Raw genomic sequence first — 22,295 nt, forward strand, 5'->3', positions numbered from 1 at the left:
GCGCGCGCGCGTTAGCTTCTTCGCATGACGACGACCAAGAGAAGGCTCGGGGCCGAGGGCCCCTCGGTGTTTCCTATCGCGCTCGGCTGCATGAGCATGTCGGGCATGTACGGGCCGGCCGACGACACGACGAGCGTCGCGGCGATCCACGAGGCGATCGAGCGGGGCGTCGACCTGCTCGATACGGGTGATTTCTACGGGATGGGCGCGAACGAGCAGCTCGTCCGGCGCGCCATCGAAGGGCGCCGCGACAAGGTGAAGATCTCCGTGAAGTTCGGCGCGCTGCGCGGCCCCGACGGGGCATGGCTCGGCGTCGACGGGCGGCCGGCAGCCGTGAAGAGCTTCGCGGCCTACAGCTTGAATCGGCTCGGCGTCGAGGTGATCGACGTGTACAGGCCCGCCCGGCTCGACCCCTCCGTGCCCATCGAAGAGACCATCGGCGCCATCGCGGATCTCGTGAAGCAGGGCTACGTGCGGCATATCGGGCTCTCCGAGGTCGGCGCGGAGACCGTGCGCCGCGCGGCCGCCGTGCACCCGATCGCCGACCTCCAGATCGAGTACTCGCTCCTGAGCCGGGCCCCCGAGGCCAAGATCTTCCCGGTGCTGCGGGAGCTCGGCGTCGGAGCGACGCTCTACGGCGCCCTCTCGCGCGGGCTCCTCGGCGGCCGAACGCCGACCGGCGCGTCCGACTTCCGCGCCTACCTGCCGCGCTTCTCGGGCGAGAACCGCGCGAGGAACGACGCCCTCGTGGCGAAGCTCGCGGCCTTCGCCGAGGCTCGCGGCCAGACACCCGCCGAGACGGCGATCGCCTGGGTGCTCGCGAAGCAGCCCGACTTCGTGCCGCTCGTCGGGGCTCGCACGCCCGCTCAGGTCGCCTCGATGGTGAAGGCGCTCGAGAGGCCCCTCTCCTCCGCCGAGGTCGCCGAGCTCGAGGGCCTCGTCCCCGTGGGCGCCGCCGCAGGCACACGCTACGCTGAGGCCCAGATGGCCCACCTCGACAGCGAAGGCTGAGCCCCGCGCCCGGCGGATTTCGGGTGAGCGTCGCGCGCCGCCGAGCGAGGATTCGGCCATGCGACGGAGCCCCCGCACCGAGGTCACGAAGCTCGACGACTACCGCATCGAGATCGTCGGCGCCGACCCCACCTCCCTCGACGACCTCGTGCACGTGTTGCTCACGGTCTCGTGGTCTGCGTTCCTCGGCGTGATCGCGGTGGTCTACGTGGCGCTCAACGCGCTCTTCGGCCTCGCGTACTTGGCCGTGGGGGGCGTCGAGGGGGTGCGAGGGTTCGCGGACGCGTTCTACTTCAGCGTGCAGACCATGGGCACGGTGGGGTACGGCGCCATGTTCCCGAAGACTCACCCCGCGAACCTGCTCGTGGTGCTCGAGTCGCTGACCGGGCTCGTCGTCACCGCCGTCGCCACGGGGCTCGTCTTCATGAGGTTCTCGCGCACCCGCCCGAAGGTGCGGTTTTCCACGAAGGTGACGCTCGGGGAGCTCGAGGGCACACCTACGCTCATGATCCGCGTGGGGAATCGGCGGCGCTCCGGGATCCTCGACGCCTCGGCGCGCCTCACGATCGTGCGGACCTCGCGGGGGAAAGACGGGGTGGCTCACTACTTCTCGGAGCATGTGCCGCTCGTCCACGAGCGCACGGGTGTGCTCGGCCGCGCGCTCACGCTCCGGCACGTGATCGACGAGCGCAGCCCGATCTTCCGGGACACCCCGGAGTCCTTCGAGGCGGGGGACATCGAGCTTTCGCTCGCGGTCTCGGGCACCGACGAGACCACCCTGCAGCCCGTGCACGCCCGCGCGACGTGGTCGGCGAAGAACGTCGTGTGGGGGGCGCGCCCGGCCGACATGCTCTCGGAGCCCGAGAGCGACGTCGTCCGGATGGACCTCCGCAAGTTCGACGACGTCATCGCGACCGAGGCCCTGCCCGGGTTCCCCTACGGAGAGGCGCCTCGTTGAGCGCCGGGCGTCAGTTCACCCCGAAGCATATGAGCGAGTACTTCTGGAGCTCGGAGGTCACACACGAGTAAGCCGAGTCTTCGGTCCACTCTTTTCCGGGGCGCCCGGTGGCTTGGGTCCGGTGCCCCGTCATCCCACCCTCGAATTGCCCGTTCGTCGCCCAGCTCTGGCACGTCTTCGGATGTTTGATCCCGTTCGACGAGGTCCCGGTCCACCATCGCTCGGGCGCGACGTCCCCGTATTCGTCCCGGAGGAGCGGGGCCTCGGGGAACCCCTCGAACGACGCGCGCGTGGCGAAGAGCACCTTGTTCGTGCCGACCTCGAGCCACGGGCCCCCGTCCGGGACGCGATCTTTGGCGTCGGTCGTGGCGTCCGACAGCCACGCGCGGTAGGTGCCGGGGAGCCTTGCGGCCGTGGCCGAGGAGCGGCACCGCTGATCGGCCCCCGCGAGCCCCCCCATGTTCGCGTCGTACACCGAGCGGGTGACGAAGACGAAGGTGGACGACGCGGCGTCGACCTCGGGGCTCGCGTCGCCGCCCGGGCCCGCGTCGCCGCCCGGGCCCGCGTCGGGCGCCGGCCCGGTGTCGCCCGACGTTTCGCCATCGATCGTGGGTCCAGCGTCCCCCGCGAGGGCCGGGCCCGTGTCGGCGCCGTCGAGGCTGCCGCCGAGATCGATCGTACGAGTGCACGCCAGGGCGACGGTGGGCAGCACGACGAGGGCGGCGAGCGAGAGGCACGAGCGACGGGGCGGCACGCCCGAAGGTGTAGCCGGCCCACGTCGACGCGCCAAACAAATCAGAGCCCGTCGAGGCACGGCGTCGCGCGTTTGCAGTCGGGGCCCGCCGTGCGAACGCAGGCGACGAAGGTGTCCCTCGACGCCTTGGCCGTCGTGCATTTGGTGCGGCACGAGGCGAGCGCGGCCGCGTCGATGCACTCGAAGAAATGGAGGTTATCGCACGAGGACTGGCACTGCATGAGGCCGAGGTCCGGAGCCGAGGCGTCGCCTGTGCCGATCCCGCCGCCTCCGCCGCCCCCACCACCTTCGCCGCCCGACTCGAGGCTCCCGCACGACTTCGGGATGTCGCCGCAGGTGTTGCCGTTCACGCAGTCGATCTGGAACTGGTACGCGCTCTTCTGGCACTCGGCCTCGCACGCGGCGCGGTCGCCCACCTTGATGAAGCTGCACGAGACGAGCTTCGCGCAGGCGGTCTGGCACGTGGCGGAGGTCACGCCCGCAGGTCAGAAGCCCGAGGGCGCGAGCGGTCCACGGCGGGCACGAACACGCTCTTCGGGTGCGCCTTTCGGAAGCGGTCGGCTCGGGCTTTTGCCGCGCCGCCCTCTCCGCGCCGCACGAGCGCCTGGATGGCGACGAGCTCGCGTTCTTCGGTGAGGCGTCCGCGTGGGAACCTCGCCTCGTGGGCGGCGACGGCCTCGAGGCTCGCGCCGGTGTCCCCTCGGGCGAGCGCGCTTCGGGCACGGTCCACGAGGGCTCGCTCGGCGGCGAGGTCGGCGTCCCTCGCGTCTTGCGTGGCGGCCGGAGCCTCCGTGGCGACGGGTGGAGCCACCGACGTCGTGCCCCGCGCGGTCGCGACGAGCGGGAGCGAAGGGGCCGTGGTCGCGGACGGGAGCGGCTCGGGCGCGGACGGGGCCAACGTGAGGGCGGGCGGAGCGCTCGGGCTCGGGCTCGCGCTCGCGCTCACGGTAGGCTGCGGCGCGATGGGCTCGGGGCGGCGGGACCGCTCGACGGCGGCTCCCGTGCCTGCGCCCACGACGAACGCGAGCGCCGCGAGGCCGGCCGCCGTCTTGGCGGTCACTACGCCGAGGGGGAGCTTCGTCGCCGCGCCCGCCCCGGCTGCCAGGGGCGCCCCTCCCGCGGCCCCTCCCGCCGCGGCGTTAGCCGTACCTGCCGCGGCCACGCCGACCGCGCCCGCACCGACCGACAGCAACACACGCGAGAAGAGCTTGTCGGCCCGAGCCGCGTCGTGGGGCAGGTGCTCCCGTTCGGCCGCGAGCGCGCGGGCCGCGAGGCCTCCCAGGGGTTCGAGCGGTTCGTTCGCGCTCACGGCATCTCTCCGAGCTTTCGAATGTGCCTCTCGAACTCGCCGCGCGCCAGGCGGATCCGCGAGTAGGCCGTGTTGAGCGGGATCCCGAGGTGGTCGGCGATCTCTTGAGCCGTGAGGCCGTCGATGTCGAACATCACCAAGACGGCACGTTTCTCGAAGTCCATCGCGTCGAGGGCCTTGTGGCAGAGCGCGCGCGCCCGGGCGCCTTCGAGGTGCTCGTCGGGGAGGGGCGCGTCGTCGCGTGGGTCGATCTCGGGGGGGCTCGCGACCTCGTTTTTGTGGCGTGCGAGGCGGCGATGGTCTCGGGCCATGCGGTAGGCGAAACCGAACAGCCACGGGCGCATGGGGCGGGTCGGGTCGTACTCGTGGAGGTGGCGATGGACGGCGACGAACACGTCGTGGGCGACGTCCTCGACCTCGGCCGAGGAGACCCCGAGCCGTCGCAACGTCGCGTGCACGTAGTCCACGTTCGCGTCGTAGATGGCTCGAAATGCCGTGAGCGCGAGGTCGTGGCCCATGTCAGAAGCGCACCCCGACGGTGGCGCCGAGCCTGCCGACGACCGGAGAGGTCTCCCAGAGCGAGCGCCCGTCGATCCGAAGGTCGGAGCGCAAGACCGTGACGATGCCGTCGAGCGCGAGCCGCACGAAGAGCCGCTCCGTCACGTCGTGCGTGAGTGCCATACGCGCGCCGAGCCCGGCGTACGCCGAGAGGGCCGACCGTGGTGCGTCGACGTCGAGCGAGCGTGCGTAGAGAAACCCGAGCTGCCCCGTTCCGCACACCGCGACGAACGAAAAGCGCGCGCACGCCGCGACGAGGCCCGACGTCACGGCGCCCTCGGCCGTGCCCCTGCCGCCGCTCCCGATGCTCACGCCCGAAGGCAACGTGCTCGCGACCTCGAGCTCGAGCGCCGCGCGGCGGTAGGCGATGCGCGCCCCGAGGGCGAGCCCCAGGGTCGCCGAGGGCGTGTCGCCGAGAGAGCCCACAGGACCGAGAAAAACGCGGGCCTCCGGTTTCGGAGGAGGGGCGACGGGCTCGGATTTGGTCGGCTCGGATTTGGTCGGCTCGATCTTCTCCGGCTCGGGCTTCTGGTCCGGTTTTGGCTCGGGCTTTGGCTCGGGCTTTGGTTCGTGCTTGGGAGGCTCCGGGCGGAAGGCGGCGTCCGGATCGAGCCCAAGGGCGGCCGCCATGGCGAGCGCGTCGACGAGCTCGGCGCAGCTCTTGGAGTCGATCTCTTTCGTGCCCCCCATGCCGAGGCGGCCGACGAAGGCGCTCCCTCGACGGGCGAGGCTCACGGAGACGGACCTGTCGCCCTTCGTGACGAACGGGTCGTAGCCCAGCCGCGCCGCTACGGCGTCGACGAAGGTGCCGCGGTCGGGGCAGCTCGCCGCCTCCGTGGAGACGGTGTAGGTGAGCGTCGCGCGGACGTGCGGTGCGGGGTCCGCCGCGGCGGCGCTCGAGAGCGTGAGCGCGGTCCCGAGGCTCAGGGCGCCGCACGCTCGACGTGCCGTTGAGCTCGTGCGGGACGCTGCCATCGGACGCGCCAGAGATAGGCGTAGCCGCGACCCCACGCAAGCACGACGCGTCCCCGCGCGGCACCTCGAGGACGATCCACGTGCCGTTCCGGCCTGGAAAAACGGACGTCGATGCGGCAGTACTATCGACGAAGGTGGTCGCGGCGCGAAGGCCCGAGAAGGACGTGTGCATGCCCTCATTCGCTCGAAATCCTCGGGATCCGAAGCGCCTCCTCACGGTGAGCCTGGGGTCGCTCGCGCTCGTGTCGTGCGGCCTCTCGTTCGACGTGCAGGAGGTCTTTGGGCCCGACGACGGGGGGCCCTTCGTAGGGCAGGGTGGCGGTGCGGACGCCGCCGCGATCGACGCGCAGGTCGCGCCCGATGCGCCTGGCACGGACGCGCCGGTGGAGACCGATGCTGGCAGGGCGGACGCCACGGTCGACGCGAGCGACGCCGGCGGCTGCACGACGATCCTCAAGGAGGACTTCACCGTCGGGGCGGGGGCGTTCACGCTCGTCGGCTCTCGGACGGCCGTCGAGAACGGCAAGCTTCGCCTCCTGCCCGACGACGTGCTGGCGCTCTCGACCTTCGGGGTCGCCGTCTGGAACCCTCCGGCCGACGTCCTCGATTTCGACGCGACCTTCACCGTGACCACGGGCCGCCTCGAGGCGATCTACGTCACCGCGGACGGGTTCGCGTTTTCGTGGCTCGAGCGGCCGGTGCCCGGGAACGCCACGTTCGGCTCGGGCAACGACCTCGGCATGACGAGCTCCCCGGGTGGACAGCGGGGCTTCGCCACTGTGCTCGACATCTATCCGCAGGCCCTCGAAGATCGCTACTTCGCGCTGAACGAGATCGCCCCGAACGGCGTCCGGTTCGCGGCGGGTGGCGGCATCTTCGGCACGCTCGAGGCCACAGGTCCGGTGAAGCTCGGCTACCGCGTGTCTCGCCGAGGTAGCCAAGTCACGACCGTGATCGACCGGTCGGGGGCCGCGGTGAACGGTCCTGTCATGCGGACCACGACCCTCGGCGCGGCGACCACGCCGTACCGCTCGTTCGTCTTCTCGACGGCCGCCGGAGGTGCGCACTCGCCCGGGTTTTTCCTGGACGACGTCGAAATTCGCTCGTGTCCATGAGAGGAGCGTCGAGCTACGACGATCGCAAGAGCTCGAGCACGTGGTCGGCCGCCAGGAGCCCGCTCTCGTACGCGCTCTCGATGCGACCGTCGCCGAGGTAGTCGCCCGCGACCACCAGGCGCGCGTCGGGATCGACGAGAGCTTCCGTCTCCTCTTTCCGGTGCGTGCGGGCGTAGCGCCACCTGTGGACGAGCGCGAACGACGGGATCTCGTCGGCGCCGAGGGCCGCGGCGGCGAGGGGAACGAGCTCTTTCTCGACCTCGCTCGGGGATCGCTCGAGGTGCGCGCGTGCGAACTCTCGCGTCGTATGGAAGACCCACGTCTCGCGGTCGGACCCGAGCTCGCGCTCGGCCCGCTCGAACGGGCTCGGTAGGGTCGTGGGCGCTCGCCGCACCCGCGAAAACGTGACGACCAGAGCGAAACACGGCTCGGACCCGATCGAGGCGAGCCGAGGCTCGTCGGCGAGCGCGAAGCCTCGGAGGAGAGCGCGTGTTTGCTCGGGAGGCGCCGTCACGACGAGCACGCGCCCCGCATGGGTCTCGCGCCCGTCGCCGTCGCGGGTGACGTCGAGGCGAAATCCATGCTCGTCGCGGCGCACGCGGGTGACCTCGGCGCGCGATCGCACGTCGAGCTCGCGCGCCATGTGCCGGGCCAGGGCGCCCATGGTAGGCGCCGCGCGGTAGGTGGGGGCGCCGTTCGTGCTCTCGATCGGCACGACGATCCCTTCGGACTCGAGCGCGTGCACGTAGGCGCCGAACGTGGCGCGCCGGACGTCGAAGCGCCGTGCCCCGTGGTCGAACGTGCCATGCTCGAAGGTGCGCGTCGAAGCGCGCCCGCCCGGGGTTTTTCCCTTGTCGAGCACCGTCGCACGCACACCACCACGCGCGAGGGCCCGAGCGCATGCGAGGCCCGCGATGCCCGCGCCGACGATGACGACGGGGTGCTCAGAAGAAGCGCGAGACACTCGAGAACCCGAGCGCGCCGATCGGGAGGTCGACCTCGACCTCGTCCGTCGGGATGAAGGCAGGCCGGTCGATGCACAAGAAGCTCTGCTCCACGGGCGTCGTGTTCTCCCACCTGTGAGGGAACGTGCGTGGCCACTCGAACGCGGCGCCGGGCAATACCCGTTGGCCCTGCACGAGGAAACCCGAGCCGAGCACGAGCTCGGCCTCGTCGAGGTGGTGGTGCACGTGCGTGGGCAAGACGGTGTGCGGACGGATGCGCTCCCGGTAAACGCCGGAGTGCGCGTTTTCGTACACGACGTCGACGAACCCGAAGCCCTTCTCCTCGACGACGTAGGACTTCTCCCCGAAGAGGCGCTCGGTCTGCGACGTCTCGTGGGTGCTCGCCTCGGAAGCGCGTGCCACGGCGCGAGACACAAGCGGGCGCACCGAGTCTTCGGCGTTCGGGAGGAGCACGAGGTCGGCGAGCGCGTCGGCGATCTCGCCGAGAGACGTGAACCGGGCGTGGGCGAGCACGAACCTGGCTTCGCCTTCGAGACGCGCCGATTGGATGCGGCCTGGGCCTCCGAGCACACCCTCGATCTCGAACGTCACGAGGCGGAGGCGCCCACCCACGTGGCACGACGTCGTGGCCCGCGCGAGGCGCTCCACGTCCGGTCGCGGACGCGGGGGGGAGAAGCTATGAGCGAGTGTCATGACGCCCCCAGACCGCCGTCGACGGCGAGCACGTGACCCGTGACGTACGGGGCGCGCGCGAGGTAGAGCACCGCCTCGGCGACGTCCTCGGCGGAGCCTTCGCGGCCTAGCGGCGTACGGGTGAAGAGCTCGGTGCGCTCGGCGCTGGACGTCTCGCCGGCGATGGCGACCGGGCCCGGAGCGACCGCGTTCACGCGCACGTGCGGGCCGAGCTCGCGGGCCCACGCGAGCGTGAGCTGCTCGAGCGCCGCCTTGCTCGCGAGATAGTGGGCGAAGGTGTGCCCGCTCGAGTACGCGTGGCGGAGGCATGCGTCGGTCACGTTCACGATCGACGGCCGCTCCGACCGCCGAAGCGCCGGCAGGAGGCCTTGCACGAGGAAGAACGGCGCTCGGACGTTCACCGCCATCATGCGCTCGAAGGCCTCGGGGCCGATCTCGGAGAAGGGCACGTGCTCGTAGGCGGCGGCGTTGTTCACGACGAGGTCGACGGCGCCGTGGGCCTCGCGAATGCGGCCCGCGAGGTCCGTGACGGCGCGCACGTCGGCGAGATCGCAGGCCTCGACGCTCACGCGGCTCCCGAGCACCTCGAGCTCTCGGGCCACCTCGTCCACGGCCTCCCGGGACCTGTTCGCGTGCACGACGAGGTCGTACCCTGCTCGCGCGAGGGTCGTCGCGATCGCGCGCCCCACGCGGACGCCTGCCCCCGTGACGATCGCCTTCGGGCGGCGCTCGACCTCACGCACGGCCCACCTCGCACGTCTCGCCCTTCACGCAGCGGCCCGTGAGGCGCAGACGGTTCTTCGCGAAGAGCCGGTAGCCGAGCTCGAGCGCGTGCGACACCAGAGGGAGGCGGGTGAGCGCGACGACCGGGCCGAAGCCCACGGCCGCGTAGAGCCGGCGAAAGACCTCGACCCCTTCGATGGGGGTGCCGTCGGCGAGGCGGCCGTGGATGCGATCCATGAGCTCGGCGAACGTGAGCCCCGTCGACGCGGGGTCGAACGAGGGAGACGCGATGTCGGTGAAGCGAATCCTCTCGCGGCGCCGGTCGAGCCACTGGAGCATGCGGATCTCGCGCACGCAGAGGGGGCAGTCCCCGTCGTAGAACACCTCGACGTCCCAGGTTTTCATGGCCTAAACACTGATGCTCGCCGCGCACGGTGGGTTTCTCCCAAGGGAGCTTCGCCCGGAGGAGCCGGCCGCGTTTTCAATCGGGGGCCCGTGCGATAGGGTGGCTTCATGCGGAAATGGGCGTTTTTGCTCGTCTTGGTGTCGTGTACGAGCTTTGGGGCCGACCCTGGTGACGGGCCTTCGGTCGACGCGGGCGCTGCCGCGGACGCCCCGAGCGACGGCGCGGTCGTGGACGGCGCGGTCCTCCCGGATGGTGCGGTCCTCCCGGTCGACGCGGGTACGCCACCCCCGGCGTGCGCCGCGTGGGTCACGGTTCAGGGGGCCGCCGTCACGTGCCCCGGGGATGGCTCCGCGCGGGACCTCACGACCGATGCGCAAAACTGCGGCCGTTGCGGCTTCTCGTGTGGTTCGGGGGGCGCTTGCGAGGCGGGGCACTGCAAGGACGGCGACGCGGTCTCCGGCGTGCGCCTCCTCGGCGCCGGGCCGGGCGGCGCGATCGTCTACCGCCAGGGGGATCGGGTGCTCGGGACGTTCCTCCCGGGGGGTGCGGGGGAGGTGTTCTCCCCGCCGATCGCCAGTGGCGCCTCCGAACCCGTCTCGGCGATCGTACGGCGCGGTCGAACCTACGTGCGCACGGGCGACAGCGTGGTGCCGTACCCGGCCGTGGGGTCAGCGGTTCCCTATCAGGTCGGGCCACCCACGATCGCGGCGACCGACGCGGGCCTCTTCGTCCCGGGGGCCAATACCCTGAGGCGGTTCGCGATCGACACGCTCGTGTCATCCGCCGACATTTCGGTCCCGGGGATCACCGAGGTCGCCGCCGACGAAACCGAGCCGGTAGTGATCCAAGCTCAAGGGAGCTCCGCCTCGTTGGCCCGGGTAGATGGGAACGGGGCACTCCGTGGGCTCGTCGCCGATGCGGGGAAGGCGCGCTCGCTCGTGGCCCACGGCCGTGACGCGTTCTACGCCGACGGCTCGGCCCTCATGCGCGTCTCGATCGACGGGGGATCTCCCGAGCTGCTCACGCGCGCCCAAAGCGACATCGTGGCGTACGACGGTCGCCCGGCCGTGGCCGTGAGCCCCACCACGGTCTTCTTCGTCCGAAGCCTTGGCGTGAACGACGAGTATGAGGTCATGGCCGTCGAGCGCGGCTGCGCGAGCCCCACCCCGCGGCGCGTGGCCTTCGCGCAGAACCTCGCGGGCATCGCCGCCAACGAGGGCTATCTCTTCTACGTGGCGAACACGAACACCGTCCGGTCGCAGCGCATCGCGTCGAAGACCCAGTAGTCGCCCTGGCACGCCGCGGCGCCGTCTCGGCCCTCTGTCATGGTTCGGTCATGAACCGGCCAAGGGCGCGGCGAGCCCTTTTTTCATCGAGTAAGGATCGTCTCGATGACCCAGGTGCTCATGCCCTCGGCGCTGCCCGAGATCCCCACCCGCCGCCTCAAGTCTTCCGTCCCGCGCTACGCCGCCGGGTTCGGTCTCATCGCCGCCGTGTCGACGGTGGGCATGCCGCTCGCGCTGACGCTGCTCCCCTCGCGGGTCGCGCGCATCAAGCTCACGAATTTCTTGGGGCACGTCACGGGCCGAGCCATCACCTACCTTGCGGGCGCGAAGCCCGAGATCAAGAACCGCGAGCGCATCTCCGACGCGTTCCCGGCGATCTACGTGATGAACCACACCTCGACGCTGGACCTCTTCTTGTCGATCTGGCTCTGCCCGAGCGGCGGCTGCGGCGTCACCAAGAAAGAGGTCGAGCGCATCCCGTTCTTGGGGCAGCTCTACAAGCTCTCGGGGCACCTCATGCTCGATCGCGGCGACCGCGCGCAGTCCGTCGGGGCGCTCACCGAGGTGGCCGAGCTCATGAAGAAGCACCGCCTCGGCTGCTGGATTTTGCCGGAGGGCACGCGCAGCCACGAGGGCACGCTGAAGCCGTTCAAGAGCGGCTTCGTGCACCTCGCGATCGCCACGAAGCTGCCCGTCGTGCCGGTGGTCGTCCACGGCGCGAACCGCATCTGGCCGAAGAAGGGCGGGCTCCACGCGGGCGCGCTGCCGATCGAGGTCCTCGAGCCGATCGACACCACGGCGTGGCGCGCCGAGACGTCGCGCGAGCACGCCCACCACGTGCACACGCTCATGGCGAACGCCCTCGGGCAGCCCGCCGCCGAGATGCCCCGCCCGTCCTGACCGCCGCGCCCATGCAGTCGCCGAGCCGCGTCGCCCTCCGGGGCCGCGCGGCTTCGTCGTTCGAAAAGCGCGGCGCACCGGCGTGAGTCTGGCATCATGGCCGTATGGCGACGGTGGTGTCCGAGGCCCTCCGCCGAGGCGACACCCCGAGGGCGCCCGGGATGCGCTCGGCCCTCGTCGAGTTTCTCCTCGTGGGAGGGCTCACCCCGTTCCTCTACCCGCTCTCGTGGCTCGCGCGGCGCACCTTCGGGCTCGACGCGTCGGAGTACGCGATCGGGTTCTTGATGTTCCACGCCGCCCACGTCATCAACGACCCGCATTTTTCGGTCACCTACCTCCTCTTCTACGAAGACTTTCGCGCGCGCGCGTTCGGCGCGGCGTTCCCTCCTTCGCTGCGGGCGCGGTACCTCTTGGTCGGGGTGCTCGCGCCGGTCGTGCTGCTCGTGTGGGCAGGGTATGGCGCCGTCACACGCTCGGCGCCCGCGCTCGGTGCGCTCGTGCAGACGATGTTTTTGCTCGTCGGCTGGCACTACGTCAAACAAGGCTTCGGTGTGCTCGCGGTGCTCTCGGCGCGCCGCGGGGTCACCTACACGGGAGACGAGCGGCTCCTCTTGCTCCTCCACGGGTACGCGGGCTGGGCGTATGCGTGGGCGAGCCCCGCCGATCCGGGCACGCTGCTCGAGGAGAAGGGCGTCGTGTTCACGTCGTGGGCCCGCTCCGTCACGCTGGAGCGGGTGACCTTCGCCCTCTTCGTCGCGTCGTTCGCGGCGGTCGTCGTGATGCTCGCGCGGAGGGCGCGGCGCGAGCGCAGGTTGCCCCACCCGGCTCCGCTCCTCGCGTACCTGTCGAGCATCTGGGCCTGGTCGGTCTACTCGGGCATCGATCCGCTCGTGCGCTACGTCGTCCCGGCCTTGCACTCGATCCAGTACCTCGTGATGGTGCGGCTCCTCCGCGAGAACGAGGCGCGCGAGCGGGAGGGCCCACCTCGCTTCGAGCGCTCGGCCCGCGTGCGTGTCGGTCTCCTCGCGCTCTCGGCGCTCTTCCTCGGTCTCCTCCTCTTTCACGGCGTGGGGCAGGCGCTCGACGCCGTGCTCGTCACGAAGCGCGAGGCGTTCCTCGACAGCGGCCCGACGCCGTACTTCGCCGCGATCTACGTGGTGGTGAACCTTCACCACTACCTCATGGATACGGTGCTCTGGCGGCGCGAAAACCCGAAGACACGCTACCTGCGCGGACCGATTTGAGCTGGGTCGCCACCTGCTACGCTCGAGGGATGGCGCTCGTCGATCTTCGTAGGTTGCGCGTGGTCTCACCGTGCGACGCAGGGGAAGGGGACCTCGTGCGCGGCCCTCGCTCCGCCCAGTGCCGCCTTTGCGAGCGCGCTGTGGTCGACGTGGCGGCCCACACCCAGGAAGAGATGCGGCGCCTCGCCGACGAGGCTCGATCGCGCGGTGAGCGGCTCTGCGGCGAGCTCGTCGTGCGGTCGCGCGATGGCGCCGTGCTCTTCGCCGACGGCTACGTCGTCCCCGGGCCGACGGCGAGTGGCTCACGCGCCGTCGCGTTCGTGGCTGCTGCGTCGGTGGCGGTGCTCGCGTGCACGCCCGCTGCCGAGCCCGTGCCCGTGTTGGTCGCCCCGCCGCCGGTCCCTCCGAGCTTGCCGCGTGCCCCGCTCCCGGTGGCGCCCCCTCCGCGGGCCGAGGTCCCTCGCGAGGCCGTGCCTGCCGAGCCCGAGAGCGCCGAGGAGCCGTTGGCCGAGGACGTGCCGATCGTGGTGACGCCCGTCACGCGCGCCCACTCGTCGGCGAACGCGCCCGCCCCACCCAAGCCCGCCCCGCCCCGGAAAAAGCCGGGGCACGAGGTCTTCAAGGGCGACATGGCCTACTGAATCGTGGCGGGCCTCAGCCCTCTCCGCAGCGGAGCAGCTCGCCCCCGAAGACGTCGATCTTGTGCACCGAGCGGCCGAGCAGCACGCGCGCGCACTCTTGCACGCCCTCGGTGATCGCGGGGTGGGGGTGCACGCAGTGGTCGATGTCCTCGAGCGTGCCGCCCTTGTCGATGAGGAACGCGATGCCCTGGATGGTGCTCGACGCGTGCGGGCCCACCATGCGGAGGCCGAGCACGCGCTCCGGCTCGTCACGCGAGGAGAGCAGCTTGATGAAGCCCTCGGTCGCGCGCATGGCCACGTTCCTCGCGACCAAGCGGTTGTGGACGACGCCGACTCGGTACGGAATGCCCCGCTGCTTGGCCTGCGTCTCGTTGAGGCCGACCGCGGCGACCTCGGGCTTCAGGAAGTAGATGGCCGAGAGCGCCTCGTAGCGAATGGGCTTCGGATGGAGCCCGAACATGCGCTCGGCCGCGTGGCGACCCTCGAGCTCGGCCACGTTCACGAGGGCGACGTCCATCGTGGTGTCTCCGGCCGCGTACACGTGCGGGACCGTCGTCGAGCGGGTGCCCTCGACGTCGACGCCGCCGGAGGGGGTGAGCTTGACCCCGATCTCCTCGAGCCCGAGGCCGGCCGTAGCGGGGGCGCGCCCGATCGACACGAGCGCCCGCTCGACCGAGTACGTCTCTTCTCGGCCGTCCGCCCCCGCGACCACGTACTCCACGTGATCGCCCGTGCGCCGGAGCGACACGAGCCTCGCTTCTTTGTGGATGTGGATGCCCGCGCCCGCGAACGACCGCGCGACCACGTCGGCGACGTCGGCGTCCTCGAAGGGGAGGATGCGCGGCTGGCGGTCGATGATGTGGATCTTCGTGCGGCCGAAGTTCCCGAAGATGGCGGCGTACTCGCAGCCGACCACGCCCGCGCCGACGATCACCATGCTCTTCGGGAAGTCGCCGAAGGCCTCGACGTGATCGCTCGTGATGACGCGCTCGCCGTCGATCTCGATGCCCGGGGGCACGCGCGGCGTCGAGCCCGTCGCAATGACGAAGTTGTCGGCCTCGTAGAGCTCCTTCGCGCCGGAGGCGTCCGTGACCTCGATCGCGTGGGGCGAGACGAAGCGCGCCGCGCCTCGCCGGAGATCGACCTCGCCGCCCGTCTCGTCGGGCTCGGCCAACGTCTCGAGCTGGCGGGCGAGCACGGTCGTCCGCTCCTCGAGCGCCGTGCGCACCTGCCTCATGACGTCGGTGTAAGATACACGCAGCCCCTCGGCGACGAACCCTCGGTCGGTGCGGGCCGCGAGCGCGAAGTCGTTCGAGAGGTGCCACATGGTCTTCGACGAGAGCGCCCCGGCGTGGAGCCCCGCGCCGCCGAGCCGGCCCTTCTCGACGAGGAGCACCTTCTTGCCGAGGTCGTGGGCGCGCATGGCGGCGGCGAAGCCTGCGGGGCCGGCGCCGAGGATGGCGACGTCGTAGCGAGGTGGAGTGGGGGCCTTCGGCATGGCCGCAGCATACCGAATCGGACGCGCAGGTTCGCGGTGGCTTTGCGCGCCGGGGGGACGTTTGGCATGCTCGCGCGATGGAAATGTGCGCGCGCTGCGGCCAAGCCCCCGGGGACATGTTCGCGAACGACGGCGCCCCCGTGTGTAAGGGTTGCTACTACACGGCCGACGCGAACGCGCGCACGTCGGCGGGCGCGCAGCAGCTCGTCTTCGGGGGCATCGCCGGCATCGTGCTCGGCGTGCTCGTGATCCCGGTCGCGTTCGTGTCGACGCGCCTCGGTGGCGTGCTCATCGCCACGCTGCTCGGCGGCGGCATCGTGGCGCTCAAGCAGGGGCTCGCCCTGAAACGCAAAGGGTACTGACCGAAGGACGACCGGGGCGCGAGCGCTCGGCGCGCTGCACCCCGGCTCGTCGCCGACGCTCGGCTCAGTTGTCGTCGTTCTCGTCGACCTCGACGTCGATCGTCCCGTCGTTGCCGGTGTCGGTGCCGAACTTCATGGGCGTGCCTTGGCCCGTCCACGCGGCGTACTTCAGCACGACGGCGTCATTTTTCCCGAGCTGCTCGCCTGCGTGCGTGAAGACGGCCTCACCCGTGGAAGAGCGGCGGATGACCTCCACGTCGTACGATGCCATCGCGTCGGCCCCGCGCACGATGACGCGCAGCTCGCCGGTGACACGATCGAGCTTCAGGCGGATCTCCTGGCCCGCGGCCTCGCCGAACGCCTTGACGTGGAAGATGTAGTCGGCGGCGTCGGTGGCGAGCCCGATCTCGATCGTCGGGGTCTCGCTCCCGTTCGTCGTGTAGACGATCTCGTCGCCCGTGGCCGAGACCTGGATGGTGTCTTTCTGGTTCGGGTCGAGCTCGACGCCCAGCACGGCGAGCTCGTAGCCCGGGGCGACGAACGAGAGGTCGCTCGGCTCTTTTCCGGCGAGGGCGGTGCCGTCCAACGTGACCGAGTACGCCTGGCCCGTGGGCACGCGGTACACGGGCTCGTGGTCGTCTTGCCAGAGGTCGCGCGAGCGAGGAACGTAGGTGCTGCCCCCGGCGATTTCGCTCACGAACGCCCCGCCCACGTGGCCGAAGCGCTTGCCTCCCGCGTCGGTCACGAGGAGGTTCGCCTTGCCGTCGAGCCACACCTCCATGCGCCCGATCGTGTTGCCCTTGATGGCACCGTTCGGCTCCACCGTCCCGCAGAAGGGGCACTGCTGGGTGGCGACGCGCTTCGTGGTCGGCGTGAGCGTGAGCGTCTTCGTGGTCGCGTCGCCGAGGTACTCGCTCTGCGGCACGGAGGGGTTCGTCGACGCCACGTACTTCCACGTGTTCGCCTTGCGATCGACCTCCACGATGCGCTCGGTCTTCGGGTAGTTGTTGTCGTAGACGACGATGCCGACCTTGTCGCCGCCGAGGTCGCGGAGCTCGATCGGCGTCATGGCGTGGCCTTCTTTGTAGCCGGGCTTGTAGATGCCGATCGTGTAGGACTCGGTTGCGCCCGAGCGCAGGCTCGCGGCGAACGCGTCGACGATCTCGTTCGGCGAGGGCCCCTTGAGCTCGCCGCTCGCCGTCGGATCGAGGGCCTGCGTAACGAACCAATAGGCGATCTCGCGCTGGAGCTTGGTGTTCCCCTCGAGGGCGAGGGCGCCGGTCGTGGCCGCGCCGAAGTCTTGCACCGGGAGAGTCTTCTTGAAGAAGAGGAGCGCGAGCGCCGCCATGCCCTCGCAGTGGCCGCCGTCCATGCCCTTGTTCTGCTCGAGCAACCACCGCTGGGCCGAGGGCGTGAGCCCGCACGCGTCGCCGCCGGGCGTGGCGCAGACCGTGTCGCCGAAGAAGCGCCGGAGCTCGGCGCCCGTGAGGTTCGTGAACTGCGCGCCCTCGCCGTAGTTCTCGAAGGCGAAGCCGTCGTCGGCCACCTTGAAACCAAGGCTGCCGAAGCCCGAGCCCGGAGGTGCGTCGGGCGTGGAGCCGTCCGGGGGATCCGGGGTCCCGACGTCGGCCGTGCTCGCGTCCTGCGTGTCGGCCGGGCCCCCTCCGGTGGTCTCGGAGCACGCGACCGCCGACAACGCTCCCAACCCCAACGTCACGAAAACGGTAGAAAATCGCATGGTCTCACGGTACGCGAGCGACCGCTTAAAATGCAAGGAGGCCTTCGCGGGGCCGGCGCGCGCTTGCGGCGTGGGCGCGAGCATGTACGCTCGGGCCTCGTCGAAGAACGCCGTCTTGCCACCGAGGGGCCCCATGACCGACGCCGCGCGCGCGCAAACCATCGTGAACGAGCACGTCCTCTGGGCCGTGGGGGCGGGGCTCCTGCCCATCCCGCTGGTCGACATCGCCGCCGTGACGGCCATTCAGCTCGACATGCTGAAGCAGCTCTCGACCCACTACGGGATGCCGTACTCCGAGTCCGAGGGGAAGGCGTGGGTGTCCGCGCTCGCGGGGGGCCTCGCCGCGCGCCTCGGCGCGAACGCGATCAAGCTCATCCCGGGCATCGGGTCGATCCTCGGTGGGGCCGCGATGTCGGTCATGTCGGGCGCGTCGACCTACTCGATCGGCCAGGTGGCCGTTTCTCAGTTTTCGGCCGGGCGCTCGTTCTCGTCGATGGACGTCGAGGCCGCCAAGCGCGCCTACGAGGCCCACCTCGAGCGAGGCAAAGAGGTCGCGACGCGTATGTCGAAGGACAAGGCCGACGCCGGGGACGCGTTCGAGAAGCTCGAGAAGCTGAAGAAGCTCCGCGACCAAGGCGTGATCACGGAGGCCGACTTCGAGGCCCAGAAGAGCCGCTTGCTCTCCTCGATCTGAGCCGCGTCAGTGCTTCGGGATCCCGCCGCGCGGCGCGACCTCGACGAGCGCCTTCGAGGCGGCCTTGTAGCGCTCGAGCATGCCGTCGAGCAGATCCTTGCGGGTCTTGGCGAGGTCTTGGTTTTCGCCCGGATCGGCCGCAAGATCGTAGAGCTGGAAGCGCGCGTCGCGGCCGAAGGCGACGAGCTTCAGGTTCTCGTGCACGAGGGCGCGCCGCCGCTCGTTGTACTCGTCCTCGGGGAGGTCGACGATCACGTCGCGGGGCTCGGCTTTTGCGCCGCGGAGCTCGGCGACGAGGCTCGTGCAGGGCAGGGTCGTGTCGGCCTTGGCGCCCATGAGCTCGAGGAACGTGGGCACGAGGTCGGCGTGACCGCGCGGTGTGTCGATCGTGCGCGGCGTTCCCCCGGGCAGCAGCACGAACATGGGGACGTGGACGAGCGGCTCCCACACCTCGTGCGCGTGGCGGAAAAAACCATGCTCGCCGAAGCCCTCGCCGTGGTCGGCCGTGACGACGATGGCCGTCCTGTCGGCCCACGGCTGCGCCTTCACCCAGTCGAGCAACTTGCCGACGTACATGTCCGTGTAGAAGACCTCTTCGTCGTAGAGGTCGCGGGCGCGCTTGCCGAACTTGGGCGACTCGGCGTGGGGTTTGTACTCGTCGTGCGGGTCCATGTAGTGAAACCACGCGAAGAAGGGTTTGTCGCTCGTGGCCACCCCGGACAGCATCGAGATGGCGAGCGGCGTCAGCGCGTGGCTCGTGACGTACGGGTCCTTGTTGTAGTCGAACGGGATATTCGGCACGAGCCGCCAATCGCGGAAGCCTTGTTCGAATCCGGAGAGCCCCTTCTCCATGTACGCGTGCGCGTGGCCCCCGACGCAGGGCATGCCTTGCTCGGCGAGGCGCTCGCACATGAACACGTTCTCGTCGAGGTACTTCGTGAAGAACTTTCCTGTGCGCTCGAGGGTCGACGGGTACCTGCCCGACACGAACCCGACCACGCTCTTCGACGTGAACGACGACGTCGAATAGGCGCGGGCGTAGGTGACGCTCTTCGCCTGGAGCGCGGTGAGGTTCGGGGCGATCGGGCGGTCGTAGCCGGCCCAGGGCATGTCGGCGCGGAGGCTGTCGATCGTGACGAGCAGCACGTTGAGCGGGCCGACTTTGGCCTTCGAGGGCGCGGGCTCGGCCTTGGGCTCGGCCGAGGCGAGGGCGGACGGCGACGCGGGCACCGGGGCAGACGACCCCGCGGCGACGGCGTGAGGGGGCTCGGCGCTGGCCCGCGAGGCGTTCGGGGGCTCTCCTCCTTCGCGCGGGGGCTTCGCGCAGGCCGCAGCGGAGAGGGCGAGGGTGGTAAGCGCGGCCAGGGTCGAGGCTCTCATCGGCGCGGAACCTAGCCGCACGCGCGCCTCGCGCAAAGCCCTCGCGCGGGCGTTTTTTCGGGGTAGCCGAGCCGCCCGGTCGCGCGCGCCGATCCGGATCGCCGCGCTCGTGTCGACTCTGGTATTCGTGAGGCGTGGACGGCATCGAGCGGTTCTTCGGTCTCACGTCGTTCTTCGGCCTCGGGCTGCTCGTCGGCCTCGGGCTGCTCGTCGCCCTCGCCGTGCTGCTCCACCCGGGGGAGCGCAAGAAGCTCGTCGCGCCCGCGGTGCTCCTCGTCGTCCACGTGGTCTTCGAGGCCATCGTCGCGCTCATCCCGCCGTCGGCCGTGGTGATGAAGCCGCTGCAGGTGATCGAGGTCCTCCTCCTGCTCGTCGCGCTCGCCCGGGGCACGTTCGTGCTCGTGGCCGACGCCCTCCTGGCGGGGCGCCTCAAGCGGCCGCTCCCGCGCATTTTTCGGGACCTCCTCCAGACCGGGATGTACTTCGCCGCCGGCATCGCCACCCTGCGGGTGGCCGGGGTAGAGCTCTCGAGCTTGCTCACGACGTCGGCGCTCCTCACGGCCGTGGTCGGTCTCTCGCTCCAAGACACGCTCGGCAACCTCTTCGCGGGCATCTCGATCCAGATGCAGCGGCCGTTCGAGGTGGGCGATTTCATCCAGTTCGATCCCGATCCGCGCCTCATCGGGAGGGTCATCGAGATCAACTGGCGCGCCACCACCGTGCTCACCAACGACGAGATGGAGGTCATCGTGCCGAACGGCACGCTCGCGAAGGCCCCCATCCGCAACTACACGAAGCCGAGCCCGATCGCGCGCCGCTCGGTCGAGGTGTCGTGCGCGTACGCCGTCGCCCCCGAGACCGTGCGCGCGACCATCCTCTCGGCCCTCCACGGGATCCCCGACGTGCTCGAGTCGCCCGAGCCCTCGGTCCTCACGTGGCGCTTCGCCGACAGCGGCATCGACTACGTCGTGCGCTACTTCACGAGCGCCTTCGACTTGCGTGACACCACCGACTCGGCCGTGCGCGAGCGCATTTGGTACGCCCTTCGACGCGCCGGCATCGAGATCCCGTTCCCGAAGCGCGACGTGTTCGTCCACCAACCGAGCGCCGAGCGCGAGACACAACAGCGCGACGAGCGGGTGAGCGACATCGCCAGGCGCCTCCGCGACGTCGACTTCCTGGCCGTGCTCCCCGAGGGGACCTTGCGAACCCTCGCCGAGCGCTCGCCCGTGAAGGTCTACGCGCCGCGTGAGGTGGTCTTGCGGCAGGGCGAGCCGGGGGAGGCGATGTTCCTCATCGCGCGCGGCGAGGTGAGCGTGCTCGTCGGCCGCGACGGCGCGAGCACGGCCGAGGTGGCGCGTCTCAAGAAGGGGAGCCTCTTCGGCGAGATGTCCCTCATGACGGGCGAGCCCCGCGCGGCCTCGGTGCAGACGCTCACCGAGACCGAGCTCGTGGTGGTCGACAAGGCCGCCTTCGCCGCCGTGCTGGCCGACGCGCCCGAGGTGCTCACCGAGATGACGCGGGTCCTCGTGGCGCGCCAAGCCGAGCTCGAGAGCCACCTCGCCGCGCGCGCCGAGCGAGCACGCGAGGTGGAGCTCGACGAACGCACGAGCGCGCTCTTGGGCCGCGTCCGTGCGTTCTTCAAGATGACGTAACTACTTGGGAATCGCCGGCGGTTCTTTGTCGCTCTGCACGCACGAGGCGAGGTCGAAGAGCATGAACTCGAGCACGCGCTCTTGCGCCGTGAGCGGCTTGGCCTGGCACGCGCCGGGGAACGTGCCGGTGAGGCTCCGACCCGTGCCGATGTGGAAGCTCGAGTAGTACACGCGGCCGCACTGGTCCTTCTCGGCGGCGGTTGTGGGCGTGTTGAACGTGTACGCCTGGGTGTTGGTGGAGCCCGAGTAGAGCCAGCGCTGCGCGGGTGGGTTGATGATGCCCACGCGGCTGTACGTGTCCGTGAGCGAGAGCTGCGGACCGGTGGTGGCGCCGAGGCCCTGGAGCCAGTCGGCGAGGGCCTTGCCCTTCGGGAACGACGTGTCGATCTGGGCCGGGTTCGAGAACGAGCCCGGGTTCGTGTAGTTCCCGGTCTGCGGCCAATCTCCGCGCCCGGACGCGATCACGGGGTAGGAGAGGTCGGTCGCGAAGATGCGCCCACCCACGTTCGCGTAGTCGAAGAGGTTCTGCACCGAGGTCGCGTCGGACGGGTACGAGCTGCAGGGCAGCGCCACGAGCTGGTATTTCTTGAGCGTGGCCGCGTTCGACCAGAGCTCGGCGCCGGTCGTCGCGCCCGAGACCGTGTTGCCGTTGCCGCGGAAGACGTGGATTCGCCCGGGGCCCGAGGGCGCCGTGAACTCGGCCGCGTCGATGCCGATCTCGTTCAGGATGCACTCGGTCGGGTCGTAGGTAGACGTGACGATCGCGATGCGCGGGATGTCGCCCTCGGACGCGTTCTTCGGGAGGCGCAGGTCGCCGTCCTTGGCTTTGTTCTCGACGCACTCGTCGACCGCCGGGAGAGTCACCTTGCGGCGGAAGCGCCCGATCTGGACCACGATCGGGATGTCTTTCCCGGCGGGCATGTCCTTCAGCTCGAAGCGCCCTTGGGTGTCGGTGAGAGCGGTGGCGATGGGGTTGCCCGAGACCGACTTCTCGCACGTCTCGCAGGTGACCCCGTCGTCGAACGCCTTGAGGTCGCCGTTGGGGACGTAGACGAGCACGTTGTAGAGCGGGTCGCGCCCGTTCGGGGCGAAGACCTTGCCGGTGAGCGTCGTCGTGTTCTGGCCGCTGCACGCGGGCTTCGAGCACTCGAGGCCCACGCACCCGGCGGGCCCTCCGCCCCCGGCGTCGCCGAAGAGCGAGCCGTCGTTTCCGGTGGAGGTGGAGCCGTCGCTCCCGTTCGGGTCGCCACCGTCGTCGAACACGGCGGGGCGGTCGGTCGTTCCGCACGCGACGAAGAGCGCGGACGCGGAGGCGAAGGCGAGGCTCGGGAAGAGGAAGCGTTTCATAGGCAAGGACCTTTCGTACGGGCGACCTCATCCATTGTGAGGCGTGAGCGACCGTAAGGCCACCTTTCCGAGCTACGGCAGGC

22 protein-coding genes and 1 pseudogene are annotated in these 22,295 nt (G+C 70.4%); 10 read left to right on the top strand and 13 right to left on the bottom strand.

Translation table 11 applies throughout. From position 1 onward, the window contains the following. Positions 1 to 24: 24 nt before the first annotated feature. Positions 25 to 1,011 carry an aldo/keto reductase gene (locus IPK71_16520; protein MBK8215346.1) on the top strand — a complete coding sequence of 329 codons (987 nt, stop codon included), beginning with the start codon at positions 25 to 27 and terminating at the stop codon, positions 1,009 to 1,011. Positions 1,012 to 1,069: 58 nt separating this feature from the next. Then, complete coding sequence (locus tag IPK71_16525; GenBank protein MBK8215347.1) at positions 1,070 to 1,969, top strand: ATP-sensitive inward rectifier potassium channel 10; 900 nt, start codon at positions 1,070 to 1,072, stop codon at positions 1,967 to 1,969. A 10-nt stretch (positions 1,970 to 1,979) separates the two neighbouring features. Here IPK71_16525 and IPK71_16530 read toward each other — a convergent pair whose 3' ends face one another. From IPK71_16530 to IPK71_16550, 5 genes and pseudogenes are all read right to left on the bottom strand, one after another. Further along, positions 1,980 to 2,723, bottom strand: coding sequence for a hypothetical protein (locus IPK71_16530; protein MBK8215348.1), 744 nt, complete (start codon positions 2,721 to 2,723; stop codon positions 1,980 to 1,982). Between the two features lie 41 nt (positions 2,724 to 2,764). Next, a complete protein-coding gene (locus IPK71_16535) occupies positions 2,765 to 3,199 on the bottom strand; it encodes a hypothetical protein (GenBank protein ID MBK8215349.1) in 435 nt (144 codons plus the stop codon). Beyond that, the gene (locus IPK71_16540; GenBank protein MBK8215350.1) at positions 3,196 to 4,032 is read right to left on the bottom strand and encodes a hypothetical protein; all 837 of its coding nucleotides are present in this window, start codon (positions 4,030 to 4,032) and stop codon (positions 3,196 to 3,198) included. Before IPK71_16540 ends, IPK71_16535 begins: the two co-directional genes overlap by 4 nt. Next, positions 4,029 to 4,550, bottom strand: coding sequence for a sigma-70 family RNA polymerase sigma factor (locus IPK71_16545; GenBank protein ID MBK8215351.1), 522 nt, complete (start codon positions 4,548 to 4,550; stop codon positions 4,029 to 4,031). The genes IPK71_16540 and IPK71_16545 overlap by 4 nt, the downstream gene beginning before the upstream one ends. A gap of 481 nt (positions 4,551 to 5,031) precedes the next feature. Beyond that, positions 5,032 to 5,181: pseudogene (locus IPK71_16550) on the bottom strand (TonB C-terminal domain-containing protein). 554 nt (positions 5,182 to 5,735) lie between these two features. Here IPK71_16550 and IPK71_16555 point away from each other — a divergent pair. Further along, the gene (locus IPK71_16555) at positions 5,736 to 6,680 is read left to right on the top strand and encodes a hypothetical protein (protein MBK8215352.1); all 945 of its coding nucleotides are present in this window, start codon (positions 5,736 to 5,738) and stop codon (positions 6,678 to 6,680) included. 13 nt (positions 6,681 to 6,693) lie between these two features. Here IPK71_16555 and IPK71_16560 read toward each other — a convergent pair whose 3' ends face one another. The 4 genes from IPK71_16560 to IPK71_16575 are packed head-to-tail and all read right to left on the bottom strand — an operon-like array spanning position 6,694 to position 9,466. Next, complete coding sequence (locus IPK71_16560; GenBank protein MBK8215353.1) at positions 6,694 to 7,644, bottom strand: FAD-dependent oxidoreductase; 951 nt, start codon at positions 7,642 to 7,644, stop codon at positions 6,694 to 6,696. Further along, a complete protein-coding gene (locus tag IPK71_16565; protein MBK8215354.1) occupies positions 7,625 to 8,338 on the bottom strand; it encodes a hypothetical protein in 714 nt (237 codons plus the stop codon). The genes IPK71_16560 and IPK71_16565 overlap by 20 nt, the downstream gene beginning before the upstream one ends. Then, entirely contained in the window at positions 8,335 to 9,081 is a 747-nt protein-coding gene (locus IPK71_16570) for an SDR family oxidoreductase (GenBank protein MBK8215355.1), read from the bottom strand. The genes IPK71_16565 and IPK71_16570 overlap by 4 nt, the downstream gene beginning before the upstream one ends. After that, a complete protein-coding gene (locus tag IPK71_16575) occupies positions 9,074 to 9,466 on the bottom strand; it encodes a DUF393 domain-containing protein (GenBank protein ID MBK8215356.1) in 393 nt (130 codons plus the stop codon). Before IPK71_16575 ends, IPK71_16570 begins: the two co-directional genes overlap by 8 nt. A 108-nt stretch (positions 9,467 to 9,574) precedes the next feature. Here IPK71_16575 and IPK71_16580 point away from each other — a divergent pair, with 108 nt between their 5' ends. From IPK71_16580 to IPK71_16595, 4 genes are all read left to right on the top strand, one after another. After that, positions 9,575 to 10,753: a hypothetical protein gene (locus IPK71_16580; protein ID MBK8215357.1), complete on the top strand. Its 1,179-nt coding sequence runs from the start codon at positions 9,575 to 9,577 to the stop codon at positions 10,751 to 10,753. 105 nt (positions 10,754 to 10,858) lie between these two features. Beyond that, positions 10,859 to 11,653, top strand: a complete 795-nt coding sequence (locus tag IPK71_16585) for a 1-acyl-sn-glycerol-3-phosphate acyltransferase (GenBank protein ID MBK8215358.1) — start codon at positions 10,859 to 10,861, stop codon at positions 11,651 to 11,653. Between the two features lie 104 nt (positions 11,654 to 11,757). Then, the gene (locus tag IPK71_16590) at positions 11,758 to 12,897 is read left to right on the top strand and encodes a hypothetical protein (protein ID MBK8215359.1); all 1,140 of its coding nucleotides are present in this window, start codon (positions 11,758 to 11,760) and stop codon (positions 12,895 to 12,897) included. Between the two features lie 29 nt (positions 12,898 to 12,926). Continuing rightward, a complete protein-coding gene (locus IPK71_16595) occupies positions 12,927 to 13,538 on the top strand; it encodes a hypothetical protein (GenBank protein MBK8215360.1) in 612 nt (203 codons plus the stop codon). Between the two features lie 13 nt (positions 13,539 to 13,551). Here IPK71_16595 and IPK71_16600 read toward each other — a convergent pair whose 3' ends face one another. Next, positions 13,552 to 15,036 (bottom strand): NAD(P)/FAD-dependent oxidoreductase, encoded by a 1,485-nt coding sequence (locus IPK71_16600; GenBank protein ID MBK8215361.1) that lies wholly within the window; start codon positions 15,034 to 15,036, stop codon positions 13,552 to 13,554. A gap of 77 nt (positions 15,037 to 15,113) precedes the next feature. Here IPK71_16600 and IPK71_16605 point away from each other — a divergent pair, with 77 nt between their 5' ends. Continuing rightward, on the top strand, positions 15,114 to 15,398 hold the full coding sequence (locus tag IPK71_16605) for a hypothetical protein (GenBank protein ID MBK8215362.1): 285 nt from the start codon (positions 15,114 to 15,116) through the stop codon (positions 15,396 to 15,398). A gap of 64 nt (positions 15,399 to 15,462) precedes the next feature. On the opposite strand, the gene IPK71_16610 is transcribed toward IPK71_16605, so the two are convergent. Then, positions 15,463 to 17,271, bottom strand: coding sequence for a hypothetical protein (locus tag IPK71_16610; protein ID MBK8215363.1), 1,809 nt, complete (start codon positions 17,269 to 17,271; stop codon positions 15,463 to 15,465). Here IPK71_16610 and IPK71_16615 point away from each other — a divergent pair. Continuing rightward, positions 17,270 to 17,830 (top strand): DUF697 domain-containing protein, encoded by a 561-nt coding sequence (locus tag IPK71_16615; GenBank protein ID MBK8215364.1) that lies wholly within the window; start codon positions 17,270 to 17,272, stop codon positions 17,828 to 17,830. The genes IPK71_16610 and IPK71_16615 overlap by 2 nt on opposite strands. A 6-nt stretch (positions 17,831 to 17,836) precedes the next feature. Here the strand turns inward: IPK71_16615 and IPK71_16620 are convergent, their stop codons facing one another. Then, positions 17,837 to 19,210 carry a sulfatase-like hydrolase/transferase gene (locus IPK71_16620; GenBank protein ID MBK8215365.1) on the bottom strand — a complete coding sequence of 458 codons (1,374 nt, stop codon included), beginning with the start codon at positions 19,208 to 19,210 and terminating at the stop codon, positions 17,837 to 17,839. Positions 19,211 to 19,344: 134 nt separating this feature from the next. On the opposite strand from IPK71_16620, the gene IPK71_16625 reads away from it, so the two are divergent. Next, complete coding sequence (locus IPK71_16625) at positions 19,345 to 20,865, top strand: mechanosensitive ion channel family protein (protein MBK8215366.1); 1,521 nt, start codon at positions 19,345 to 19,347, stop codon at positions 20,863 to 20,865. Here IPK71_16625 and IPK71_16630 read toward each other — a convergent pair whose 3' ends face one another. Beyond that, positions 20,866 to 22,212 (bottom strand): carboxypeptidase regulatory-like domain-containing protein, encoded by a 1,347-nt coding sequence (locus IPK71_16630; protein ID MBK8215367.1) that lies wholly within the window; start codon positions 22,210 to 22,212, stop codon positions 20,866 to 20,868. It abuts the gene before it with no gap. Positions 22,213 to 22,295: the final 83 nt, after the last annotated feature.

The organism is Myxococcales bacterium (genome assembly GCA_016712525.1).
In the GTDB taxonomy this organism is placed as follows: Bacteria; Myxococcota_A; Polyangia; order Polyangiales; family Polyangiaceae; genus JAAFHV01.